Origin of the sequence: Pseudoalteromonas sp. P1-13-1a (assembly GCF_001401875.1) — a bacterium.
Lineage (GTDB): Bacteria > Pseudomonadota > Gammaproteobacteria > Enterobacterales > Alteromonadaceae > Pseudoalteromonas.
In genome coordinates this window covers 123,332-146,622 of the sequence record NZ_LKDV01000007.1, presented here as the reverse complement: position 1 = coordinate 146,622, position 23,291 = coordinate 123,332, and the positions used below count along the sequence as shown (strand labels likewise).

General features: G+C 41.1%; 22 protein-coding genes. 11 read left to right on the top strand and 11 right to left on the bottom strand.

From position 1 onward, the window contains the following. Positions 1–217 precede the first annotated feature (217 nt). The 6 genes from lpdA to ampD all read right to left on the bottom strand — a co-directional run bounded on the left by lpdA (position 218) and on the right by ampD (position 9,071). Positions 218–1,645 carry a dihydrolipoyl dehydrogenase gene (gene lpdA, locus AN391_RS07145; RefSeq protein WP_055014755.1) on the bottom strand — a complete coding sequence of 476 codons (1,428 nt, stop codon included), beginning with the start codon at positions 1,643–1,645 and terminating at the stop codon, positions 218–220. A gap of 175 nt (positions 1,646–1,820) precedes the next feature. Then, positions 1,821–3,731 carry a pyruvate dehydrogenase complex dihydrolipoyllysine-residue acetyltransferase gene (gene aceF, locus AN391_RS07140; RefSeq protein WP_055014754.1) on the bottom strand — a complete coding sequence of 637 codons (1,911 nt, stop codon included), beginning with the start codon at positions 3,729–3,731 and terminating at the stop codon, positions 1,821–1,823. A gap of 10 nt (positions 3,732–3,741) precedes the next feature. Then, positions 3,742–6,408 (bottom strand): pyruvate dehydrogenase (acetyl-transferring), homodimeric type, encoded by a 2,667-nt coding sequence (aceE, locus tag AN391_RS07135; protein ID WP_024031395.1) that lies wholly within the window; start codon positions 6,406–6,408, stop codon positions 3,742–3,744. A gap of 90 nt (positions 6,409–6,498) precedes the next feature. Further along, positions 6,499–7,248, bottom strand: a complete 750-nt coding sequence (gene pdhR, locus AN391_RS07130) for a pyruvate dehydrogenase complex transcriptional repressor PdhR (RefSeq protein ID WP_004588597.1) — start codon at positions 7,246–7,248, stop codon at positions 6,499–6,501. Between the two features lie 403 nt (positions 7,249–7,651). Next, on the bottom strand, positions 7,652–8,503 hold the full coding sequence (gene ampE, locus AN391_RS07125; RefSeq protein ID WP_055014753.1) for a beta-lactamase regulator AmpE: 852 nt from the start codon (positions 8,501–8,503) through the stop codon (positions 7,652–7,654). A 25-nt stretch (positions 8,504–8,528) separates the two neighbouring features. Next, a complete protein-coding gene (gene ampD, locus AN391_RS07120) occupies positions 8,529–9,071 on the bottom strand; it encodes a 1,6-anhydro-N-acetylmuramyl-L-alanine amidase AmpD (protein WP_055014752.1) in 543 nt (180 codons plus the stop codon). Between the two features lie 215 nt (positions 9,072–9,286). On the opposite strand from ampD, the gene nadC reads away from it, so the two are divergent. The 7 genes from nadC to yacG all read left to right on the top strand — a co-directional run bounded on the left by nadC (position 9,287) and on the right by yacG (position 16,051). Beyond that, the gene (gene nadC, locus AN391_RS07115) at positions 9,287–10,138 is read left to right on the top strand and encodes a carboxylating nicotinate-nucleotide diphosphorylase (protein WP_055014751.1); all 852 of its coding nucleotides are present in this window, start codon (positions 9,287–9,289) and stop codon (positions 10,136–10,138) included. A gap of 469 nt (positions 10,139–10,607) precedes the next feature. Next, positions 10,608–11,009: a prepilin-type N-terminal cleavage/methylation domain-containing protein gene (locus AN391_RS07110; RefSeq protein WP_082429305.1), complete on the top strand. Its 402-nt coding sequence runs from the start codon at positions 10,608–10,610 to the stop codon at positions 11,007–11,009. 73 nt (positions 11,010–11,082) lie between these two features. Further along, positions 11,083–12,297: a type II secretion system F family protein gene (locus tag AN391_RS07105; RefSeq protein WP_055014750.1), complete on the top strand. Its 1,215-nt coding sequence runs from the start codon at positions 11,083–11,085 to the stop codon at positions 12,295–12,297. A gap of 123 nt (positions 12,298–12,420) precedes the next feature. After that, positions 12,421–13,323 carry an A24 family peptidase gene (locus tag AN391_RS07100; RefSeq protein ID WP_055014749.1) on the top strand — a complete coding sequence of 301 codons (903 nt, stop codon included), beginning with the start codon at positions 12,421–12,423 and terminating at the stop codon, positions 13,321–13,323. Between the two features lies 1 nt (position 13,324). Then, positions 13,325–13,945 carry a dephospho-CoA kinase gene (gene coaE, locus AN391_RS07095; protein ID WP_055014748.1) on the top strand — a complete coding sequence of 207 codons (621 nt, stop codon included), beginning with the start codon at positions 13,325–13,327 and terminating at the stop codon, positions 13,943–13,945. 146 nt (positions 13,946–14,091) lie between these two features. Then, positions 14,092–15,768, top strand: coding sequence for a type IV-A pilus assembly ATPase PilB (pilB, locus tag AN391_RS07090; RefSeq protein ID WP_029773362.1), 1,677 nt, complete (start codon positions 14,092–14,094; stop codon positions 15,766–15,768). A gap of 52 nt (positions 15,769–15,820) precedes the next feature. After that, entirely contained in the window at positions 15,821–16,051 is a 231-nt protein-coding gene (gene yacG, locus AN391_RS07085) for a DNA gyrase inhibitor YacG (protein ID WP_055014747.1), read from the top strand. A gap of 73 nt (positions 16,052–16,124) precedes the next feature. Here yacG and AN391_RS07080 read toward each other — a convergent pair whose 3' ends face one another. After that, positions 16,125–16,616, bottom strand: a complete 492-nt coding sequence (locus tag AN391_RS07080; RefSeq protein WP_055014746.1) for a Spy/CpxP family protein refolding chaperone — start codon at positions 16,614–16,616, stop codon at positions 16,125–16,127. 175 nt (positions 16,617–16,791) lie between these two features. Here AN391_RS07080 and AN391_RS07075 point away from each other — a divergent pair, with 175 nt between their 5' ends. Genes AN391_RS07075 through AN391_RS07065 form a run of 3 tightly spaced genes read left to right on the top strand, consistent with a single transcriptional unit; the run spans position 16,792 to position 19,825 of the window. Then, on the top strand, positions 16,792–17,481 hold the full coding sequence (locus tag AN391_RS07075) for a response regulator transcription factor (RefSeq protein WP_055014745.1): 690 nt from the start codon (positions 16,792–16,794) through the stop codon (positions 17,479–17,481). Next, a complete protein-coding gene (locus AN391_RS07070; protein ID WP_055014744.1) occupies positions 17,459–18,874 on the top strand; it encodes an ATP-binding protein in 1,416 nt (471 codons plus the stop codon). The genes AN391_RS07075 and AN391_RS07070 overlap by 23 nt, the downstream gene beginning before the upstream one ends. Before the next feature lie 3 nt (positions 18,875–18,877). Continuing rightward, the gene (locus AN391_RS07065; RefSeq protein WP_055014743.1) at positions 18,878–19,825 is read left to right on the top strand and encodes an alpha/beta fold hydrolase; all 948 of its coding nucleotides are present in this window, start codon (positions 18,878–18,880) and stop codon (positions 19,823–19,825) included. On the opposite strand, the gene AN391_RS07060 is transcribed toward AN391_RS07065, so the two are convergent. Next, positions 19,815–20,651, bottom strand: coding sequence for a cation diffusion facilitator family transporter (locus tag AN391_RS07060; RefSeq protein ID WP_082429306.1), 837 nt, complete (start codon positions 20,649–20,651; stop codon positions 19,815–19,817). The two genes, AN391_RS07065 and AN391_RS07060, sit on opposite strands and share 11 nt — an antisense overlap. A 159-nt stretch (positions 20,652–20,810) precedes the next feature. Between AN391_RS07060 and trmL the strand changes: the two genes are divergently transcribed. Next, complete coding sequence (gene trmL, locus AN391_RS07055) at positions 20,811–21,275, top strand: tRNA (uridine(34)/cytosine(34)/5-carboxymethylaminomethyluridine(34)-2'-O)-methyltransferase TrmL (RefSeq protein WP_055014742.1); 465 nt, start codon at positions 20,811–20,813, stop codon at positions 21,273–21,275. Between the two features lie 201 nt (positions 21,276–21,476). On the opposite strand, the gene gpsA is transcribed toward trmL, so the two are convergent. Genes gpsA through grxC form a run of 3 tightly spaced genes read right to left on the bottom strand, consistent with a single transcriptional unit; the run spans position 21,477 to position 23,265 of the window. Beyond that, positions 21,477–22,484, bottom strand: a complete 1,008-nt coding sequence (gpsA, locus tag AN391_RS07050) for an NAD(P)H-dependent glycerol-3-phosphate dehydrogenase (RefSeq protein ID WP_055014741.1) — start codon at positions 22,482–22,484, stop codon at positions 21,477–21,479. A 3-nt stretch (positions 22,485–22,487) separates the two neighbouring features. After that, positions 22,488–22,973 carry a protein-export chaperone SecB gene (gene secB, locus AN391_RS07045; RefSeq protein WP_055014740.1) on the bottom strand — a complete coding sequence of 162 codons (486 nt, stop codon included), beginning with the start codon at positions 22,971–22,973 and terminating at the stop codon, positions 22,488–22,490. A 34-nt stretch (positions 22,974–23,007) separates the two neighbouring features. Beyond that, positions 23,008–23,265 carry a glutaredoxin 3 gene (gene grxC, locus AN391_RS07040; RefSeq protein WP_055014739.1) on the bottom strand — a complete coding sequence of 86 codons (258 nt, stop codon included), beginning with the start codon at positions 23,263–23,265 and terminating at the stop codon, positions 23,008–23,010. Positions 23,266–23,291: the final 26 nt, after the last annotated feature.

Genomic DNA, 23,291 nt, shown 5'->3' with positions numbered 1-23,291 from the left:
AGCTATCAGCTATCAGCTATCAGCTATCAGCTATCAGCTATCAGCTATCAGCTATCAGCTATCAGCTATCAGCTATCAGCTATCAGCTAGAAATTTTGCTCATATTAACTTACGTGTCAAGACGAGCTTCTCTTAAACTGACGGCTGACGGCTGACGGCTATAAAAACAAAAAACCCAAGCCGAGGCCTGGGTTTTTAAACAGTTAACTAAAAGAGTTTACTTCTTCTTTTTAACTGCTTTTTTGTTTGGTAAATCCGTGATTGAACCTTCAAAAATTTCAGCTGCAAGGCCAATAGACTCGTTCAATGTTGGGTGAGCATGAATAGTAAGTGCTAAATCTTCACCGTCTGCGCCCATTTCAACTGCTAAGCCGATTTCGCCAAGCATTTCGCCTGCGTTAATACCCACCATAGCACCACCGATTACACGGCCACTGTCTTTATCAAAGATAAGCTTAGTAGAACCTTCAGTACGTGCAGATGCAATTGCGCGACCTGATGCAGCCCACGGGAATACCGCAGTTTCAATGCTTAAGCCTTGCTCTTTTGCTTCTTTCTCAGTCACACCTACCCATGCGATTTCTGGATCAGTGTAGGCAATTGAAGGAATACATTTAGGGTCGAAGAAGTGCTTCTGACCAGAGATAACCTCTGCTGCAACATGGCCTTCGTGTACCGCTTTATGCGCAAGCATAGGTTGGCCAACTAAATCACCAATTGCGAAGATGTGGTTTACGTTAGTACGTAATTGCTTATCAACATTAATAAAGCCACGCTCATCTACATTAACACCTGCCTTATCAGCATCAAGTAAGTTACCGTTAGGCGTACGGCCTACAGCAACAAGTACTTTGTCGTAACGTACTGGCTCAGCTGGTGCGTTTTTGCCTTCAAAAGTAACGTATAAGCCATCATCTTTCGCTTCAACGCCAACAACTTTAGTTGAAAGCATAACATTGAATTTTTTGCTTACGTATTTTTGGTAAATCTTGATGATATCTTTATCCGCAGCCGGAACTAACTGGTCTGCAAACTCAACAACATCAATGTCAGAACCCAATGCGCGGTAAACAGTACCCATTTCAAGACCGATAATACCACCGCCTAAAACAAGTAGCTTCTCTGGAATGTCTTTAAGCTCTAATGCGCCCGTTGAATCAATTACACGGTCATCTTCTGGGATGAACGGTAAGCTTACAGGTTTAGAACCCGCAGCAATAATTGCATTATCAAATGTAATAGTTGTTGTGCCGTCAGCACCTTCAACGTCTAAAGTGTTGCTGCCAGTAAACTTACCGTAACCTGGTACAACTTTAACTTTACGCATCTTAGCCATGCCGTCTAAGCCACCAGTAAGCTGGCCAACAACCGACTCTTTCCAAGAGCGAATTTTGTCTAAATCAATTTGCGGAGCGCCAAAAGTAACACCGTGAGATGACATTTCTGCAGCGTCATCAATCACTTTAGCTACGTGTAAAAGTGCTTTTGAAGGAATACAACCAACATTAAGACATACACCACCTAATGTTTCACGCGATTCTACTAATGTAACTTCTAAGCCCAAGTCAGCAGCGCGGAAAGCCGCAGAGTAACCACCAGGACCACCGCCTAGTACAACAACTTGAGTTTTTAATTCGTTGCTCATGCTATTACCTTAATTGTTTGAACGGGACACTGCCCTAAAATTTAACTGCCATGTTTCTGCATGGGCAGAAAATCAGAGCAATTCACAAATAGTGCAAAGATTGTATCATTGCATATAGTAAAAATCCCAGCTAAAAACAACTGGCTGGGATTTGATTTTGTTCATATTGTAGTGATTACATCACTAATTGACGTATGTCGCTCATGTAGCTAGCAAGCGTTGCGGTAAAGCGTGCAGCTAGAGCACCGTCAATCACACGGTGATCGTACGACATAGAAAGCGGAACCATTAATTTAGGTTCAAAGTCTTTACCATTCCACTTAGGTTTCATTTCAGATTTAGATACACCTAAAATAGCCACCTCTGGTGCATTAACAATCGGCGTAAATGCCGTACCGCCAATACCGCCTAAGCTTGAAATAGTAAAACAACCGCCTTGCATATCAGATGACGTTAACTTACCTTCACGCGCCTTTTTAGAAATATCCATCAGCTCGCGAGATAATTCAATAATGCCTTTTTTGTCCACATCTTTAAATACTGGAACAACTAAGCCATTTGGCGTATCTACTGCAACACCAATATTGATGTACTTTTTAAGGATAAGGCTTTCACCGTCTTCAGACAATGACGAGTTAAACGTTGGGAACTCAGCAAGTACTTTCGCTACCGCTTTCATCACAAACACAAGTGGTGTGATTTTAACGCCAAGTTTTTTCTTCTCGCTTAACACGTTTTGTTCTTTACGGAACACTTCAAGGCTGGTGATATCAGCTTCGTCAAACTGTGTAACATGTGGGATTTGCACCCAGTTACGGTGTAGGTTTTTACCCGACAGCTTTTGAATACGCGATAGTTTTTTCTCTTCAATTTCACCAAATTTAGCAAAATCTACTTTAGGCCACGGAATTAAGCCAAGCTCACCACCGCCCGCATTGCCTTTACCAGCTGGTAATTGGCCTGATTCAACTTGCTTAACTAGGTTTTTAACATAGTTTTGCACGTCTTCTTTTACTACGCGGTTTTTACGCCCTGAGCCTTTAACGTTTGCTAAGTTAATACCAAACTCACGCGCTAAGCGGCGAACAACTGGCGATGCATGGGCATATGCGCTGTTGTTTTCAAAGCTTTCGTTGCTTGCTTTAGCCGCAGGTGCAGCTTGAGCTGGCGCAGACTCGGTTTTTGCTGGTGCAGCCGCTGGCTTTTGCTCAGCCGGGGCTACTGCTTTTGCTGGCGCACTGCCTGCAACTTCAAAAACAAACACAAGTGAGCCAGTTTTGACTTTATCGCCAGCGGCCACTTTAATTTCTTTAACGGTACCTGCAAACGGGGCTGGTACTTCCATTGCCGCTTTGTCGCCTTCAACGTTTAAGATAGATTGCTCTTCTTCAACCGTATCGCCAACAGCAACCATGATTTCAGTTACTTCAACTTCATCATCGCCAATATCAGGCACGTTTACTTCTTTTGTGCTTGGCTCGGCGCTTTGAGTAGTCTCTGCTGGCGCAGATTCTTGCTTTGGCGCATCTGATGCAGGTGCACTTGAGCCAGCAACTTCAAAAACAAACACTAAAGAGCCTGTTTTTACTTTGTCGCCTTCGGCTACTTTAATTTCTTTTACAGTACCGGCAAAAGGAGCTGGTACTTCCATAGATGCTTTATCGCCTTCAACACTTAAAATTGACTGCTCTTCATCTACGCTGTCACCAACAGCGACCATGATTTCTGTTACTTCAACTTCGTCGTCACCAATATCTGGTACAGTTACTTCTTTAGTTGAAGAACCTGAAGCTTCTGCAGGTGCAGATGCCTCAGTTTTAGCTGGCGCTTCTGGCTCACTTTGTGAGCCTGACTCTTCGCCTTCAAAAATCATGATTAACGACCCTGTTGTTACCGTGTCGCCTTCGCTTACTTTAATTTCTTTGACTGTACCTGCTTGCGCAGCAGGTACTTCCATTGATGCTTTATCGCCTTCAACGGTTAGTAGCGATTGATCAACATCTACTTTGTCGCCAACGCTTACTAAGATTTCGGTTACTTCTACGTCATCGCCACCGATATCTGGTACATTAATTTCAATACTCATTGCAAACCTCTTATGCGTACAGTGGATTTAGTTTGTTTGTGTCAATGTCGAACTTTTTAATTGCTTCAACAACCACTGACTTTTCAACATCACCACGTTTAGCAAGTTCAGATAACGTAGCAACAACCACGTAGCTTGCATTAACTTCAAAGTGACGACGTAAGTTTTCACGGCTATCAGAGCGTCCGTAACCATCTGTACCAAGCACTTTATAGTTGCTGCTTGGAATAAATGAACGCGCTTGCTCTGCGTAGTTTTTCATGTAGTCGGTCGCAGCAACAGTCACTGAATCGTTTAATACGCTAGTGATGTAAGGCGTTTTTTGCTCGCTTTCTGGGTTAAGCATGTTGAAACGCTCAACGTCTTGACCGTCACGGGTAAGCTCATTGAATGATGTTACTGAGTAAACATCTGAAGCAATACCGTACTCTTCGCTTAAAATGGCTGCAGCTTTGCGCACTTCAGTCATAATAGTACCTGAGCTTAATAGCTGTACGTTGGCTTTTTTACCTTCGTAGCTTTCAAGCTTGTAAATACCTTTACGAATACCTTCTTCAGCGCCTTCTGGCATTGCTGGTTGATGGTAGTTTTCGTTCATAAGCGTTAGGTAGTAGTAAATGTTTTCTTGGTTTTCACCGTACATACGACGAATACCATCTTGAATAATTACCGCTACTTCAAATGCGTACGTTGGGTCATAAGAAATACAGTTAGGAACCGTATTTGCAAGAATATGGCTGTGACCATCTTCGTGCTGTAGACCTTCACCATTTAGCGTAGTACGACCTGCTGTTGCACCTAATAAGAAACCACGTGCTTGTTGGTCACCCGCCATCCATGCCATGTCGCCAACACGCTGGAAACCAAACATAGAGTAGTAAATGTAGAATGGGATCATAGGTAAATCGTTAGTGCTGTAAGATGTTGCAGCAGCTACCCATGACGACATTGCACCTAGCTCGTTAATACCCTCTTGAAGTACTTGGCCTGATGTAGCTTCTTTGTAGTAAGAAACAATATCGCGGTCTTGAGGGGTATAGTTTTGGCCATGTGGATTGTAAATACCGATTTGACGGAATAAACCTTCCATACCAAATGTACGTGCTTCATCAGCAATGATTGGCACAATGTTTTTGCCAATGCCTTTGTCTTTTAGTAACACGTTAAGTGCACGTACAAAGCCCATTGTGGTAGAAATATCACGTTTTTGCTCTTCAAGTAGCGGCTTAAACGCGTCTACTTCTGGCAGTTTTAGCTCTTCAGTAAACTTAGGAATACGTGTAGGTGTGTAACCTTTAAGTGCATCACGGCGTGCGTGTAAGTACTTGTATTCTTCCGAACCTTCTTCAAGCGTTAAGTATGGAAGATCTTTAATTTGCTCTTCTGATACTAAATCTTGTAGGCCTAAACGGTCACGTAAGTGTTCAACATGGCTCATGTCCATTTTTTTCACTTGGTGCGCAATGTTTTTACCTTCAGCCGCTTCACCCATGCCGTAACCTTTTACAGTTTTAGCAAGAATCACGGTAGGACGGTCGTTGGTTTGCTCAGCTTTTTTAAATGCAGCATAAAGTTTTGATGGCTCATGACCACCACGCTTAAGCGCAAAAATTTCGTCATCAGTCATATCTGCAACAAGTGCAGCTGTTTCTGGGTAACGGCCAAAGAAATGCTCACGTACGTACGCGCCATCTTTCGCTTTATATGTTTGGTAATCACCATCAATTGTTTCGTTCATCAACTGTAGTAATTTACCTGATGTATCTTTAGCTAGCAGAATATCCCATCCGCTACCCCATACAACTTTAATTACGTTCCAACCAGCGCCTTTAAATAGGCCTTCTAGTTCTTGAATAATTTTACCATTACCCATTACTGGGCCATCTAAACGCTGTAAGTTACAGTTAATTAAGTAACATAGGTTGTCTAGCTTTTCACGTGCAGCAAAAGAGATTGCGCCGCGTGATTCTGGCTCATCCATTTCACCGTCACCTAAAAACGCGTATACACGTTGGTTTTTAGTGTCTTTTAAGCCACGGCCGTCTAGGTATTTTAAAAAGCGTGCTTGGTAAATAGACGCAATTGGACCTAAGCCCATAGATACCGTTGGGAACTGCCAAAATTCAGGCATTAATTTAGGATGCGGGTATGATGGTAAACCTTTACCATCTACTTCTTGACGGAAGTTATCAAGCTGCTCAGCCGTAAGACGACCTTCAACAAATGCACGCGCATAAATACCCGGAGAAATATGACCTTGGTAGTAAACTAAGTCACCGCCGTCTACCTCATTTGGCGCTTTGAAAAAGTGGTTAAAACACACTTCATAAAACGCAGCTGATGATTGGTAAGACGCCATATGGCCGCCTAAGTCGAGATCTTTTTTCGATGCACGTAATACAATCATGATTGCATTCCAACGAATAATCGAACGAATACGACGCTCAAGGTTTACATCCCCTGGGTACGCCGGTTCTTGATCTACTGGAATAGTATTAACGTAGTTAGTTGTTGTGCCAGTTGGCATATCAACGCCGTCTAAACGGGCTTGCTCTAACACTTGCTCAAGTAAATACTGAGCTCGTTCAACACCTTCTTCGCGCACAACTGATTCAAGAGCTTGTAACCACTCTTGTGTTTCTAGCGCGTCTACGTCAATTTTATTGACTTCAGACATATGGAGGTTTCCTTATGTTTAAAATACGAATGTTGTTAATTTAATACCACGTATACCTAATTTAGTGTGTTCTAAGTACAGCGTATTAGCTTAATTTTGTTTTGTGCGTCTTAAACTACGTTCAATTCGCGAATGCTCTTTACCCGCTTCAAGTAATGCTTCTTCAATAAAGGCTAAATGGGCATTACTTGCTAAACGGGCTTGTTCTGGATTGCCCTCAATTACGGCATCCATTAATAAGCGCCGGTGCTGGGCTAATTGATTGCTAATATCTGGTTTTTTTAATAAAACCGTTAAGTTTTGCAATACATTTTGCTCCAGTAGCGCTTGCATGCCTCGCACTAAGTGAAGTAAAACCACGTTGTGTGAGGCTTCGGCTACACTAAAGTGAAACGCATTAATTGCTTTGGCTTTTAATTGTAAATCGTTATTAACTTGAGCAATTTTATCAAAGCTTTGTTTAACCTTGGTAAAATCGGTGCTGGTACCACGAAGCGCCGCATAATATGCAGCAATCCCTTCAAGCGCATGACGAAATTCAAGTAAATCGAACTGTGATTCAGGATGCTTACTGATCAAATCGAACAGCGGATCAGTGAGCCCTTCTTCAAGCTGATTTTTTACAAACGTGCCACCACCTTGCCTGCGAGTGACCAATCCTTTTGCTTCTAGCTTTTGGATAGCTTCACGCAGTGAGGGGCGAGACACCTCAAACTGTTTTGCTAGTTCGCGCTCTGGCGGCAGTTTTTCACCTGGCGCTAATGAGCCCTCAAGAATCATATTCTCAAGTTGCTGTAAAATAACATCAGATAATTTTGCTGCTTTAATCTTTAAAGACATTAATCAACGTCCACGTTGCATAAATACTAAAAAGCCTAATTTTTAAGGCCTAGAGCTTGACGATTCACCCAAAAGGTAAATTGGTCATACCAAAAATTTTCAATAAGGTATCAAAAAGGCAAATAACTGTCAATTTACGGGTTATTTGAGCAATTAGAGTAGCGTAACGCATTTTGAACGAAGTTCAAACAATGCACAATTGAGGTTGTTTTATTCAAACGTTAACAAGATGAAAACAAATGGTCTGACCAGAGTGAATTAGAATATTCACTCTAGTTGAATTTATTGGAGAAATTAATTTTTGAATTAGAGAAGGTCGTAGCAGTGGGTTTACCCCGCGACTAACACCCTCCCCCGATACTCATCCTAAACGAGGTACACATTGCGCGATGTAAAATCGCGACTACGATAAACCGCCAAATAAAGTAAGCAGTGCAATCAGTACTAAATAAAAAAGCACGTTGCGTTTAACTAATTTAATCATACAAGTGGCTTCAATAGCACATCCGTAATAACGCTGCTCTACTTGCTCAGCCGCAAGCGCTGTACATGTAACTACTTTGCGATTTGGCGTTTTAAAATCCAATACATAATGTAGCCAGCAGCTTGTACCTTTATTAAAGTTACCAATGACTAAATAGCCAAAGCTTGCAACACGTGCTGGCAGCCAATCTAGCCAAAATAATAATTTATGCAGCAGCGTAAAACGATTTGCAAACACCACTTTATGGTTTTCTTTAACTAAATCGGCCAACGTACGCACTATTGCATACAACACGGCACCTGGGGCGCCAAGCATTACAAACCAAAAAATAACGGCGCAATAAAATCTAAAATTAATCCACGCTAAGGTTTGCCCAAATGTTTCTCCGCCCTCTTCATCCTCTAGGTGTTTTTGCCCCATTTGTAGTGCGTATAATGAGGCCGCGGTTTTATCATCCCGCGTTAGTGCATTTAAATACGACTTATATAAAGCGCGGTGCTTAGCACAACCAAAACAAACCAATAAAACCGCAACATTTATAGCTAACTGCCACAGTACAAAGTCAGAGAGTACATATATAAGCGCAACAGCCACTACCGGCAAAACTAACCAAATTAAAAAGCCAATCGCCGAGCCAAACAATCCGTTTTCACCAAGTAATTTACCCGAACGGTTTAAATAACCATTAACGTAATGGCTTATTTGCCAATACTGTGAGCGCGCACCTAAACGCTCAAGTATTAGTGCAATAATTATAGAAACTAAAATCATGATAGCGACTCACTTAATTTGCTTGTTATAGCTTGCTTATATAAGCAGGCCAATTAAAACTTTCCCCAGGATCGGTTTTTCGCCCAGGTGCTATATCGCAATGCCCTACAACTCGCTTAGTGGTTATAAGCGGGTAACGGGTCATAATTGCCTTTGTTAGGTTATTTAAGCTGGTGTACTGCGCCTGAGTGTAAGGTGTGGTATCTGTACCCTCAAGCTCAATACCTATACTAAAGTTATTACATGCGCTTTGCCCTTCATATTCAGATTGCCCGGCATGCCACGCACGTTTATTAAATGGCACATATTGAATAATCTCACCAGTACGTTTTATAAAACAGTGCGCTGACACTCTAAGCCCATTTAAATCACAAAAACTGGGGTGCGCATTACAGTCAATCTCACCCATAAACAGTGCATCAACGTATTCGGTGCCAAATTGCCCAGCCGGCAAGGAAATATTATGAATTACCAACAGCGAAATATCGGTATTTTCAGGGCGCTCATCAAAATGCGTACACGGCCGCTGCGTTATATTAGCGACAACTCCGCTTGAATCTATCTGCATTATTTTAATACCACGGTATACATAAACTTGATGCTAAAGGATTTATATAAAGAATGATAGCCATTGCGGTTAGCTAACATTCAGCTAGTAGCATTACTTTTAGCAGCCACGCTATATATGTAGGTGTAATAACCCATGCTCATTTAAAAGCGCTTCTATTAGTTATTTAAACATAGTAAAATTTGCTTAATTTATTAACACTTATGAGCCTTCATATGTCAATTTCGCACACGCTTATTACTCAACTTGTCACCCTCGCCTTAGATGAAGATCTAAATTATCAATCTGCACAAGACGGCGACATTACCGCGCAGCTTATTCCACAAAACGAGCACGCAAATGCTAAAGTAATTACCCGCGAAGACTGCGTTTTTTGCGGTAAAGACATTATTATAGAAGTGTTTAAGCAAGTAGATCCAAGCGTTGAAGTAAACGTATTAGTAAATGATGGCGACTTTGTGCCAGCAAATAGCACCTTATTTACAGCTAAGGGCTCTGCCCGCGCTATTTTAACTGCGGAGCGTACCGCGCTTAACTTTGTACAAACGCTTTCGGGTACCGCAACTACAACTGCAAATTATGTAAAAGAGCTTAGCGGCACCACAACCCAGCTGCTCGATACCCGTAAAACAATACCAGGACTCAGAGCTCTGCAAAAATACGCTGTAAAATGCGGCGGCGGTGCAAATCACCGTATAGGCTTATTTGATGCGTTTTTAATTAAAGAAAACCATATAGCAGCGTGTGGCGGAATTGATAAAGCAGTCGCGCAAGCCAAGCAAAACCACCCTACAAAACCCATAGAAGTAGAGGTTGAATCGTTAAGTGAACTTGAGCAAGCTATTAATGCAGGCGCCGATATAATCATGCTCGACAATTTTAGCGTTGAACAAATTCAGCAAGCTGTGGTCACTACTAATAAGCGCGCTAAATTAGAGGTTTCTGGCAATATGACACTCGAAACGCTTAAAACTTACTCGCAAGCAGGTGTCGACTTTATATCCAGCGGCGCACTTACAAAAAATTTACAATCAATCGATTTATCGATGCGTTTCGAGCAATTTTAAAACAGTAAATTTACCTTTACTATAGCTAATCAATTGACAATCTAAGAAAAAAGACTTTAAATAAGCCAAAAGAGCTACTTTGTAACATTTTGTTAAATAAAGTATCCTTTTTAGAAAAATATGTGTGCTTTAAGCATAAAAAAAGTGTTAAACTAACCCAGTTGTATTACTTCCTTGAAAAATATAGTAATAAGTAACTGCTTTTTGTTTTAATCTTAAAAAAATACCTAAAAGATTGAAGCAAATGTTCAGTATCTTTCCTATATTTAGTCTACTTTGTGTTTAGGTAGCCTGTGCAAGTTGCAACATAATGAACTCACATTTAGCTTTTGTGTTTCATACCTAAGGCTAAAAGTACGTGAAAATTTATTTTTAAGTAAATCTGTAAAGTTAATCAGGTAAATTAAGTTTGGCACTTTCGCCACTAACCTGACTACCTTACAAAACATTATCCTTTAGGAGAGGAAACATGAAAACAATGACTCAAAAACAACAGGGTTTCACCCTAATCGAATTAATGATTGTTGTAGCAATCATCGGTATTCTTGCTGCGGTGGCATTGCCTCAGTACCAACTTTATACCAAGAAAAGTAAATTCACTGAAGTAGTATTAGCTTCATCGGCATACAAAGCAGGTGTAGAAACATGTGCTATGAAGCTTGATACTCTTACAGGCTGTGACTTAGGATCTAATGGCATACCAAATACTACTGCAACACCGATGGTAGCTAGCGTTGCTGTTGATGATGGTGTAATTGAAGTAACCGGTACTGCTGCAGTTGATAGCGTTGTTATGTCATTAACGCCAACAAGAGCAGCTTCAGGGCAATTGACTTGGGCACAAACTTGTAGTGATGGCCAATACTGTTAATAAATATAAAGCAACTGCTTGAGAAAAGCAGTTGCGCCCCCCTTTTTTCCTATTCTAGAGTTATATTTACTTCATGAAAAAAGATAAGCTCGATATTTTTCTTTGGGTTGGAGTTAGTGCTCGAGGAAAACGGCTAGAAGGAGAGTTAACTGGGAGCAGTATTGCTTTAGTTAAAGCTCAACTCCGGAAGCAGGGCATTACCCCTTCAAAAGTAAAACGCAAAGCTAAACCGCTATTTGGGACACGCCTACAGAAAATTACACCAAAAGATATTGCGCTAGTTACCCGCCAAATTGCAACCATGCTTATGGCCGGCGTACCTTTAATCCAAGCTATCGAAATGATAGGTACAGGATCTACTAATAAAAGCGTTGCCAAGCTAATGGAAACCATTGGCGATGAAGTTAAAGCAGGTCAACCTCTCTCACAAGCACTTAGAAAACACCCTCGCTATTTTGATGATTTGTATTGTGATTTAGTCGCATCGGGCGAGCAATCGGGTGCGCTTGATAAAATATTTGACCGTGTTGCTTTGTACAAAGAAAAATCAGAAGCGCTTAAGTCAAAAATTAAAAAAGCGATGTTTTATCCCATAGCCGTTTTAGTTGTGGCTCTTATAGTTACCTCAATACTTTTAATTTTTGTAGTCCCACAGTTTCAAGATATTTTTAATGGCTTTGGCGCAGAGCTGCCTGCCTTTACCTTGTTTGTAATCGCCATATCTGAATTTATGCAAGCCTATTGGTGGGTCGCACTTATAATTGTTGTTGCCGCAGGCTACATATTTAAAGAGGCCAGCCTTAGAAGCTTAAAACTAAGAGATGCAACCGATAGAGCTATATTAAAACTCCCTGTAATTGGTATGATTTTAAACAAAGCTGCTGTTGCCCGATACGCTCGTACGCTTTCGACCACCTTTGCTGCGGGTGTACCCCTTGTTGATGCGCTAGATTCTGCAGCAGGTGCATCCGGTAATGCTGTGTATCGCTATGCTATTTTAGATATTAAAGCAGAGGTGAGTTCGGGTAATCAAATGAACTGGGCGATGCGTAACTCTAAAATATTCCCTGATATGGTTATTCAAATGGTGGCCATTGGTGAAGAGTCAGGATCGCTTGATGGTATGCTAGCCAAAGTAGCAACCATTTACGAACAAGAAGTTGATGATGCAGTTGATGGCTTATCTAGCTTATTAGAACCGCTTATTATGGCTGTGCTGGGTGTGCTCGTCGGTGGCTTAATTGTTGCCATGTACTTGCCGATTTTCCAATTAGGCTCTGTAATTTAAAAACATAGCTGTAAGCTGTAAGCTGTAAGCTGTAAGCTGTAAGCTGTAAGCAAAATTGTAAACGCTAATTAATAGCTTGCGAAATAAAATTGGCTTATAAATGGCCTGAAGTTAGGTATTTTAATGGAAAATCTTTTTTTTGATATAACCACTGCGATGCAAAGTCAGCAGTGGTTTTATTTTTTGACCGTGGGCTTAGTAAGCCTGTGTGTTGGTAGTTTTTTAAATGTAGTTATTTACCGATTGCCACTGATGATGCAGCGAGAATGGCAAAGTGAATGCCGGTTATTATTAGAAGATGAACTTACAACTAAATCTTCAAAAGCTAGCTCCAACGAGCCATTTAATTTAGTAAAACCTAATTCTACCTGCCCTAAATGCAAAACCGCGATTAAGCCTTGGCAAAATATTCCTATTATTAGTTGGATCATGCTTAAAGGTAAATGTGCTAATTGCAGTAACCCAATATCAGCGCGTTACCCGATAGTTGAAGCTATTACCGCACTATTAAGTTTAGTTATTGCCTACAGCTTTGGCGCTACTGAGCACGCCCTTTTATATATTTTTGTTACCTGGATTTTAGTAGCGCTCACTTTTATTGATATTGACCACATGCTACTGCCCGATCAGCTCACTTTACCTTTAGTATGGCTTGCACTTATAGCCGCTGTAATGGGTTTAACAATAAGCCCAAGCGATGCGATAGTGGGGGCAGCCTGCGGCTATTTAAGCCTGTGGAGTGTATTTTGGCTATTTAAGCTATTAACCGGTAAAGAAGGCATGGGCTATGGCGATTTTAAGTTACTGGCCGTATTTGGCGCACTGCTTGGGTGGCAGTCACTATTAACCATTATTTTGCTTTCAAGCGTGGTGGGCGCCATTATTGGTATTGCCCTTTTAAGTATTCAAGGTAAAGACAAAGCAACCCCTATTCCATTTGGCCCCTACTTAGCCATAGCGGGTTGGATAACGCTGCTGTGGGGCGCTCAAATTCAAGCTGCATATTTTAATTTAATTGGCTATTAGTATGAATAAGCCAGCAACTAAAACAAACAATTGGGTATTGGGTTTAACAGGCGGTATTGGCTGCGGTAAAACGGCTGTTAGTAATATGTTTGAAGAACTGGGTATTTGCGTTGTTGATGCCGATATTATTGCTCGCCAAGTAGTAGCCCCTAACAGCACAGGGCTAAATGCAATCATTGAACACTTTGGCGAGGGTATTTTACTACCCGATGGCACATTAAACAGAGCAGCACTGCGCACTAAAATATTTACCAACAATGATGATAAAGAGTGGCTTAACGCACTATTACACCCGCTTATTCGGGGAAAAATACTTACCGATTTAAATAATGCAAGCAGTGCCTATGTTGTATTAGTTGCACCATTATTGTTTGAAAATAAACTTAATAAATACTGCAACCGTACTTTATTAATTGATGTACCACAACCGGTGCAGATTGAACGTACTATAAAACGCGACAATATTGGCCTTGAGCAGGTAAATAGCATTATAGCGTCACAAATGCCACGTGAAGAAAAACAACAAAAAGCCGATGATATTCTAAATAATGACCGCGATTTATCACTTGTTCATGCAGAACTTGTTGTTCTTCATAAAAATTACCTACAATATGCAGTATAAAATACAACTAATGCCCCTTAATGCGGTCATAACAACATAAACTCGTAATTTGGTTAGCAAAAAAGGTGTTGATAAGCACAGCGAATTTAATCACCTGCTTTTTTCTGATAAATTGTTAACTATTGAAGGACTAAAATAGGTGCGCAATGAATATTAACTCACCGTTATTGAGAAAATTTATAACGCTTGGCCGCATTGATGCCGATACCGTAAAAGCAAAACAGCAAGAGTTTGCCTCAACCGCTGAGCTTATATCTAAATGTGGAAAAATTGACAGCAACGACTTAGCTGAACAATGTATAGACTTATTTCGCGTACCGTATTTTGATTTAAAAGACTTCGACCCTGCACAAATCCCCGAAGACTTAGTTAAAGAAAAGCTAATACGTAAACACCACATTTTACCGCTGGTTCAAAAAGGTAGAAAAGTATACATTGCCGCCTCAGATCCAACTGACTACGGTGCCTTTGAAAACTTTGAATTTAGCACCGGCTTATCGTGCGAAATAGTCGTGGTTGACTATATTCAGCTAGATAACAAAATTGAGCAACTACTTGATGCTGCAGGCAGCTTAGATTTAAGCGCCGATGAATTTAAAGAGTTTGCCGACCTAGATAGTGAAGGCCCTAAAGAAACCACACCTAAAGATGATGATAAAGACGATGCGCCAATCATTGTTTATATCAATAAAATTTTAATGGATGCCATTAAAAAAGGCGCTTCTGATTTACACTTTGAACCTTACGAGCACAAATACCGTATTCGCTTTCGTATTGATGGTATTTTGCATGAAGTTGCCAACCCACCCAATACCTTAGCAAGTAAACTGTCGGCGCGTATCAAAGTAATGTCGAGGCTCGATATTGCTGAAAAACGTAAACCACAAGATGGCCGTATTAAATTAAAAATTACCGAGCGTAAAAGCATCGATTTTCGTGTAAGTACTATGCCTACGTTATGGGGCGAAAAAATAGTAATGCGTATTCTTGATTCATCAAGCGCCATGCTAGGTATTGACGTATTAGGTTACGAAGAGGATCAAAAAAAGCTCTACATGGATGCGCTTGGGCAACCACAAGGCATGATACTAGTTACCGGCCCAACGGGCTCTGGTAAAACCGTATCGCTTTATACCGGTTTAAATATACTTAACCAGCCAGAGCGTAACATTAGTACCGCCGAGGATCCGGTTGAGATAAACCTTGAAGGGGTTAACCAAGTACAAATTAACCCTAAAGCCGAAATGACCTTTGCTAACGCCTTGCGTGCCTTTTTACGTCAAGATCCAGATGTAGTGATGGTAGGTGAAATACGTGACCTAGAAACCGCAGAAATTTCAATTAAAGCGGCGCAAACGGGTCACTTAGTGTTATCTACACTACATACCAACTCAGCGCCCGAAACCATAACGCGTTTATTAAATATGGGCGTGCCTGCGTATAACGTGGCAAGCTCTATAAGTTTGATTATTGCCCAGCGCTTAGCTAGGCGTTTATGCCCTAAGTGTAAAACTCCAGAAACACTGCCAGCAGAAGAATTGGCTCGTCAAGGATTTAGCACAACACAAATTGAAGACATGACACTATACGCACCCAAAGGCTGCGAAAATTGCACCGATGGTTACAAAGGCCGTGTGGGTATTTACGAAGTAATGCAGATTACCCCTGAAATTGCACAAATTATTATGCGCGGTGGCAACTCGCTCGAAATCGCAGAGGTATCACTGCAAGCTGGGTTTAATAACTTGCGATTATCGGGTTTACGCAAAGCCGCAGATGGTTTAACGTCTTTGGCTGAAATAAACCGCGTTACAAATATGTAGAGTTAGTAGTGTTAAGTACATGTGCTTAACGCGTAATTGTAGAGAGTAAAGTATGCCAACAATTGTTAACTGCCCAACCTGTAAAAATAAAGTTGAGTGGTCACAGCAAAGCCCCCATCGTCCTTTTTGTTCTAAGCGCTGTCAGCTTATAGACTTGGGTGAGTGGTCGTTTGAGAACAATAAAATCTCAACGCCTATAACCTCGGCGAGCCAAATTAGCCAAGATATGATTGAAGATATTGAAGAAATGATGGCTAAAAACGATGATGACTTTTTTAAATAAATCTTTTTCATCTTCTTAAACAACAAAAGCCAGCATTAAGCTGGCTTTTTGATGTGTTGAGTAAAAAATATAATTAGTCTCTTTGCTTACGGTGTTTTTTACCCATGCGCTTTTGCATTTTAGCAAACTTTTCTTGCTGCTCAGCGTTAAGCACCTGCATTACTTGGTGCTGTGTTTTTAGTTTAATTAAACCAATTTCAGTGCCTTTTTCGTGGCGTGCATTTAATAGCTCTTTCGCCGCGTTTTCGTCAAATGTTGGAGCGCTAAGTAGTGCATCCATTTTAGCTTTATGCGCTTCGCGCTGTGCTTTACGGGCTTCTTTATCATCGCCGCGTAGTGCTTTCATTTGCGTTTTTTGCGCTTCAAAAATAGCTTCAAGCTTAGTTTGTTGCTCGTCAGTTAAATCAAGCTTGTCGGCACCGCGCTCAGATAATAAAAAACGCGCTTGAGAATGGCCTTGCTTATCGTGCATGCCGCCTTTTGCTAATACGCTACCGGCACCAAGTGTAGCCGTTGCTAGACCACAAATAAGTACTAATTTTGAAAGTGTATTTACTTTAGTCATAATCATCACCTTAATATTGGATGGATTGAATTTGGTTGTGACTGCTAAGCCAGTGAGTTAACTATACCCCTTGCAACGCAAAGTAACGCAAAGCAGTGTAAAGGTTGTGTAAAGATTCACTTTTACATAATTTACGAAGTAAAATAACCATATAGAAACTGCCTAAGGGTTTGAAATGAAGCTATTAATGATTGATGACGACACAGGTTTGTGTGAACTACTTACTGAGTATTTAGCCGCGCAAGGTTTTGAGGTACAAAGCGTTCACGATGGCGAGCAAGGCTTAAAACTTGCCCAAGCAAACGACTACGCGCTGATATTACTAGATGTCATGCTCCCCACCCTTGATGGTTTTGAGGTACTTAAACAGCTTAGGCAAACCAAGTTAACGCCGGTCATCATGCTCACTGCAAAAGGCGAAGACTTTGATCGTATTTTTGGCTTAGAGCTGGGCGCTGACGATTATATCCCCAAACCCTTTAACCACCGTGAGTTGCTTGCTCGCGTAAAAGCGATTACTCGTCGCATAGAGCACATAAATAGCTTAAATGTTGCAACACCCAGTAAAATAACTATAAACGGCATTACGGTTAATTTGGCAGCGCGTGAGGCAATCATTAGCGACCACCCCCTTACACTTACTGGCACAGAGTACGAGGTACTCGTGCTATTAATTAAAAATGCCGGCGAAGTTGTCAGTAAAGAGCAAATAAGCGAGGAAGTACTGGGCAGGCGCTTAGCCTCGTTTGATCGCTCAATTGATATGCACGTTAGCAATATTCGCAAAAAAATAGCCGAGCACATCCCAGGCGAACGAATAAAAACAATGCGAGGTACAGGCTATGTTTTCATCCAAGGGGAGTAATAAGCATTACTTTGCCTGGCTAAAGCATCCTAGGCATTATTTATTTTTTAAAATATTTGCTTGGTTTTGGCTGACGATAACAGGGACTGTAGCAGCGCTTATATTTTTAAGTAACATTACTGCAATCAATGCTGTAAGCACTGAGTCTCTGCGTGGACCAATGAAAAAAAACCTAATTTACACAGCCAAAAGTATTGAGCGAAGTGTAACTAAGCACAAACGAACGCTTGCCGATGTTTTAACGCACCCTAGGCTTTCAAAACGCAAAATTTTATATTTAGCTACAGCGCAACCCGAAGACGCATTAAGTAATAAAGAGATACCCGCCGAAATAGACTTAAATTTACTTAGCTTTAGCCAAAACTTAGCACCACAGATTATTTTTACCGAAAAGTACCAAGCTTTTGGCCCAGTACTAATCACTGTGCCCGAGGGGCAATTTTACCTTTACGAAATCGATATTAACCATCAACCGCCTTTGCTCATGCGCTTTAAGTTAATGCCAAATTGGATGAAAGTCTTGGTGGCTATTTTTGCCTCTTTAGTACTGAGCTTTATATTTAGCCGTAACTTAATTGCCCCAATTAACAGCCTTAAAAAAGCAGCCATAAAACTGTCATCAGGCGACTTATCAGCGCGTGTTGCCATACCTGCTAACAGAAAAGACGAATTAGGGGTGCTTGGCCGCGACTTTAACAGTATGGCCAATCAGCTTGAGCAACTTATTAGTGCCCAAAAGCGTTTGCTTGCTGATATATCTCACGAGTTGCGCTCCCCACTTACGCGTTTAAAAATGGCCACAGGGCTTGCTCAAATGCAAGCCAACGAGGCAAGCCAATCGTATTTATTACGGATAGAAAAAGAAGCGAATCAACTTGATAAAATGATTGCTGATGTACTGCAAGTCTCACGTTTAGAAGCACAAAGCCAAGCACTGTCTCTTCAAAAGCAGTCGTTAAAAGATATAGTAGAACACGTACTAAACGATGCACAGTTTGAAGCTAAACAAAATACTAAAACACTCACATTTAGCGGCAGTGCCGATGTTATGCTCAGTTGCGATGAGTCGTTAATAGCCAGTGCACTCGAAAACTTATTACGCAATGCAATAAAATACGCACACAGCAATATTAGCTTTAACGTACACTATAACAGCAAAATTTATATTGAAATTTGCGACGACGGACCAGGCGTGCCAAATGATCAATTAAGCAAGCTTTGTGAGCCCTTTTTTAGGCAATCTGACGCTCGCGACCGAGTAAGTGGTGGCACGGGGCTTGGCTTAGCCATCGCTAAAAATGCTATTATTGCGCATGGTGGTAGTTTAGCGTTATCAAATAAAGAAAATGGTGGTTTATGTGCCAACATAACCTTACCAATAACTAAAGAGTAACCCATGTTTTATAGCAGTGAAAGTGAGCTTGAAAATAACCAATCTGCAATTGAAGAATTTTTTGAAAACACACTCATTAAATCTAACTTAAAAACCTTGCATGGCACATTATTTTACGCCTATGCAAAACCCGCTAATGCAAAAATGGCGTTAGTTATTAGTTCTGGCAGAGTAGAGGGTACTGATAAATACAAAGAGCTTTTGTGGGAGTTTTATAACAATGATTACGCTATTTTTATAATCGACCATCAAGGACAAGGTCGCTCTTATCGGCATTTAAAAAACAAGCACAAAGGTTATGTTAAAGACTTTCAAGATTACAGTGCAGATCTAAACCAATTTACTGAACAGGTAGTTAATGCTCACTGGCAAGGCAATAAAGCGTTAATAGCGCATTCGATGGGAGGTGCTATTGCGCTGCATTATTTAGCAACCTATACGCATGATTACAAAGGGGTATTTTTGTCAGCTCCCATGTTAAATATTTTTACCAAAAAGGTGCCTCGTTTTTCGACTACTTTGGCCGTCAACATAGCTAAAATTTTAGGCTTTCAATACAGCTATGCCTTTGGGCAAAAAAACTATATTCCCTTAAATTTTGACCTAAACGTGCTAACAAGTAGTGAAATACGTTATAAACAATTTAGGCAAACCTATCATGCTACACCTTCGTTGCAGCTCGGCGGGGTAACCTATGGGTGGTTGCATGCTGTTATTAAGTTTTTGCCATCAGTAGATAAGCTAAATATTACTATTCCAATGTATGTTGCTAAAGCCGAAAAAGATGAAGTAGTTAATAATACGGCACTTGATAAGCTGGCAAACAGTCATGAAAATGCATCAATTGAAAGCTTCAAAGATGCAAAGCACGAACTTTTTTTTGAACGAGACGAAATTCGTAAACCAGCACTCAAAAGTTTATACACATTTTGCGAGTCGATTAATCTTTAATAACAACAGATAGTGGGTCGAGGTGGATAAGTATATCAACCTCAGATTCGAAACAATCAGCAATCATTTTTTCGACTTCGTCAGCCACATTATGAGCTCGAATTAACGATAAATCGTCATCTAACTCTAAGTGCATTTGTATAAACTTGATCTTTCCACCTTGGCGAGTGCGGATGTCGTGTACGCCATAAACATCTTGATGATTATTCGCTATATCGTAAATGCTTTGCTTTTCTTCGTCTGGCAGCTCTTTATCCATTAAATGATCAGCGCTATCACGTGCTATATCCCAGCTGTTGTAAAGTAAATAACCGGCTACACCAATAGCAAATAGTGGATCAGCATATAACACCCCATAGTATGAGAGCAAAATAGCCAGTAATACCGCAGCATTTAAAATTAAATCGCCTTTATAATGCACCGAGTCTGCTTTTATAGCGATAGACTCGGTATGTTTAACTACTTTAGTTTGAAAAAACACAATCACCAACGTACACGCAATAGCAAATACACTTACCCACACGCCAAGCAATGAATGACTTAATACGATGGGGTTGAATAAACGCTCAATGCCATGAAATGCTAATAAGCACCCAGAGCCAGCTATAAATGCAGCTTGACCAAGCCCTGCAAGCGCTTCTGCTTTACCATGGCCAAAACGGTGATCGTCATCGGCTGGACGTAGTGCGTAGCCAAGTACTAAAAAGCTCATAGCAGTGGCTGTAATATCCATTAAAGAGTCGGTCAACGAGCCAAGCATAGAGGCCGAACCCGATGCCAACCAAGCCCAAGCTTTGGCCGCTATCATTAAGCTCACCATAACCATGGTCACTATACTTGATGTTTTAACCCAAAATTCGTAACTGCGGTGATGCACGTCAATATTCACTATTTACGGTATTCAATGGCGCGAGTATATCATTTTTTTTAACGGTTTCGTGTATACTGCCAAACGTCAAATTATAGATTAATAGAAAGGCGCATTATGCTGGATATCGTGTTATATCAACCTGAAATTCCGCCAAATACAGGCAATATTATACGCTTGTGTGCAAACACAGGTTACTCCCTACATTTAATTGAGCCATTAGGTTTTGAATGGGACGATAAACGAGTAAAACGTGCGGGCCTTGATTACCACGAGTTTAGCAATGTTCAGCGACATGCATCGTTTGAGGCATACCTTGAAAAATGCCAACCTAAAAAAGTCTATGCATGTACCACTAAAGGCAGCCAGCTTCATCACGAAGCAAGCTACGAAGCCGGTGACTGCCTAGTATTTGGCCCAGAAACTCGTGGACTACCCGATGAAATGATTCAAGCATTACCTAACAATCAACGTGTACGTATTCCTATGCAGCCGAATAGCCGCAGTATGAATCTATCAAATTCGGTTGCTGTATTTATTTACGAATCTTGGCGACAACTGGGGTTTGTTGGAGGCAAGTAATACCAATTTGCTTAATTAATTGATCTGTTTTGAGGTTAGAAAAACGTGTGGATGGCTAGGCAAAAATTTTCTATTTAATTTAAAAGAAAATTTTTTAACAAAGGTAGCAACACGTTTTGCCCTGCAAAATGGCATAAGTATTATTGCACATTGGTATCATGCTAGGCTCATCAAATTTAAAACCTAACAAAAAGGCCGAGGTTATTCGGCCTTTTGTTCTCGGCCTAATAGGGCCATAGCAGCTTCTTTCATATCTTTACTTTCGTAAAGTACTTTATAGATTTGCTCTGTAATTGGCATTTCTACACCGGCGCGCTGAGCTAATAAATACACTTCTTTTGTATTTCTAAAGCCTTCTACAACTTGCCCGATAGACTCAATAGCAGCGTCTACTCCTTCACCTTTGCCTAATGCTAGGCCAAAGCGTCGGTTACGTGATTGATTATCAGTACAGGTTAAGATTAAATCACCAAGCCCTGCCATCCCCATAAAGGTTTCTTGCTTTGCGCCTAAGGCGCACCCTAGGCGTGTTAATTCAGCCAAGCCACGGGTGATCAGCGCGGTACGCGCATTAGCACCAAAGCCAACCCCATCCGACATACCCGCGCCGATAGCGATTACATTTTTAACCGCTCCACCTAACTGAATGCCAATAAAGTCATCGTTGTTATACACACGGAACGAGCGCCCACAATGGAGTAAACCTGCAAGTTGTTGCGCAAACTCCGTTGAAGTAGACGAGACCGATATTGCGGTAGGTAACCCCATCGCCATTTCTTTAGCAAAAGTGGGACCTGATAAAACCGCAAGCGGTATTGCATCACCCAGTTCTTGCAGGGCAACCTCTTGTAACAAACGCCCAGTGTTTGGCTCAAGCCCTTTAGTTGCCCACGCCACTTGCGCACCTTCAACCAGTGCTGGTTTTATTTGCTGCAAGGTATCGGCAAAGGCATGGCTTGGCACAACCACAAGTACAATAGCACTACTCGCTACGGCTTGTTGTAAATTGGCTTGTAATACAAGAGTGTCAGGGAATGGTACATCAGGAAGGTAACGTTGATTTTTCCGCTCAGCTGCAAGCGTGGCAACGTCGTCGCTATTGCGACCCCAAAGTGTCACTCGGTGACCATTTCGGGCTAAGCAAATAGCAAGAGCGGTGCCGTAAGACCCCGCTCCCAATACAGTAACAGCTGAAGTTGCTGTACTCATAGATTATGCGTCTGCTGAAACCTGCTCAGCTTGCGCAGTACGTTGTTGCATATATTGTGCAAATAACGCATCAAAGTTCACTGGCGCAAGGTTAAGCTGTGGGAAAGTACCACGGTTAACAAGATTAGATACGGCTTCACGCGCGTATGGGAATAACACGTTAGGGCAGTATGCACCTAGCATATGTGCTAGTTGTACTTCTTCAAGCTCACCAACAGTAAAAATACCAGCTTGCTGAATTTCACATAAAAACGCAGTTTCTTCACCAATAGAGGCAGTAACAGTTAATGCTAAAACAACTTCGAACACACCTTCGTCTAATTTATTAGAGCGTGTGTCTAAGTCTAATTTAACTTCTGGCGTCCATTCTTTTTGAAAAATCGCAGGCGAGTTAGGCGTTTCAAACGATACATCTTTAGTGTAAATACGTTGAATCGCAAATTGTGCGCCACCCTCTTGTGCTGCTGCGTTTTGATTTTCTTCGTTCATTGTGCTTCCTACGTGTTAGTTTTTATATTTAAAATTAAGCGTTTAGCTTAGCGTCAAGTTTACCTTGCGCTTCAATAGCCATCATGTCGTCGCAGCCACCGATATGTTCATCATTAATAAAAATTTGCGGTACTGTGCTTGCGCCACCTGCTTTGGTAATCATTTCGTCGCGAAGCTCTGGTTGAACACCAATATCGATATTTGTGTACTCAACGCCTTTACTGTTTAAAAGTGCAAGAGCACGTTGGCAAAATGGACAATACGCTTTGGTGTATAAAACAACATTACTCATAATAAATCCTCTATCGGTACTACTAA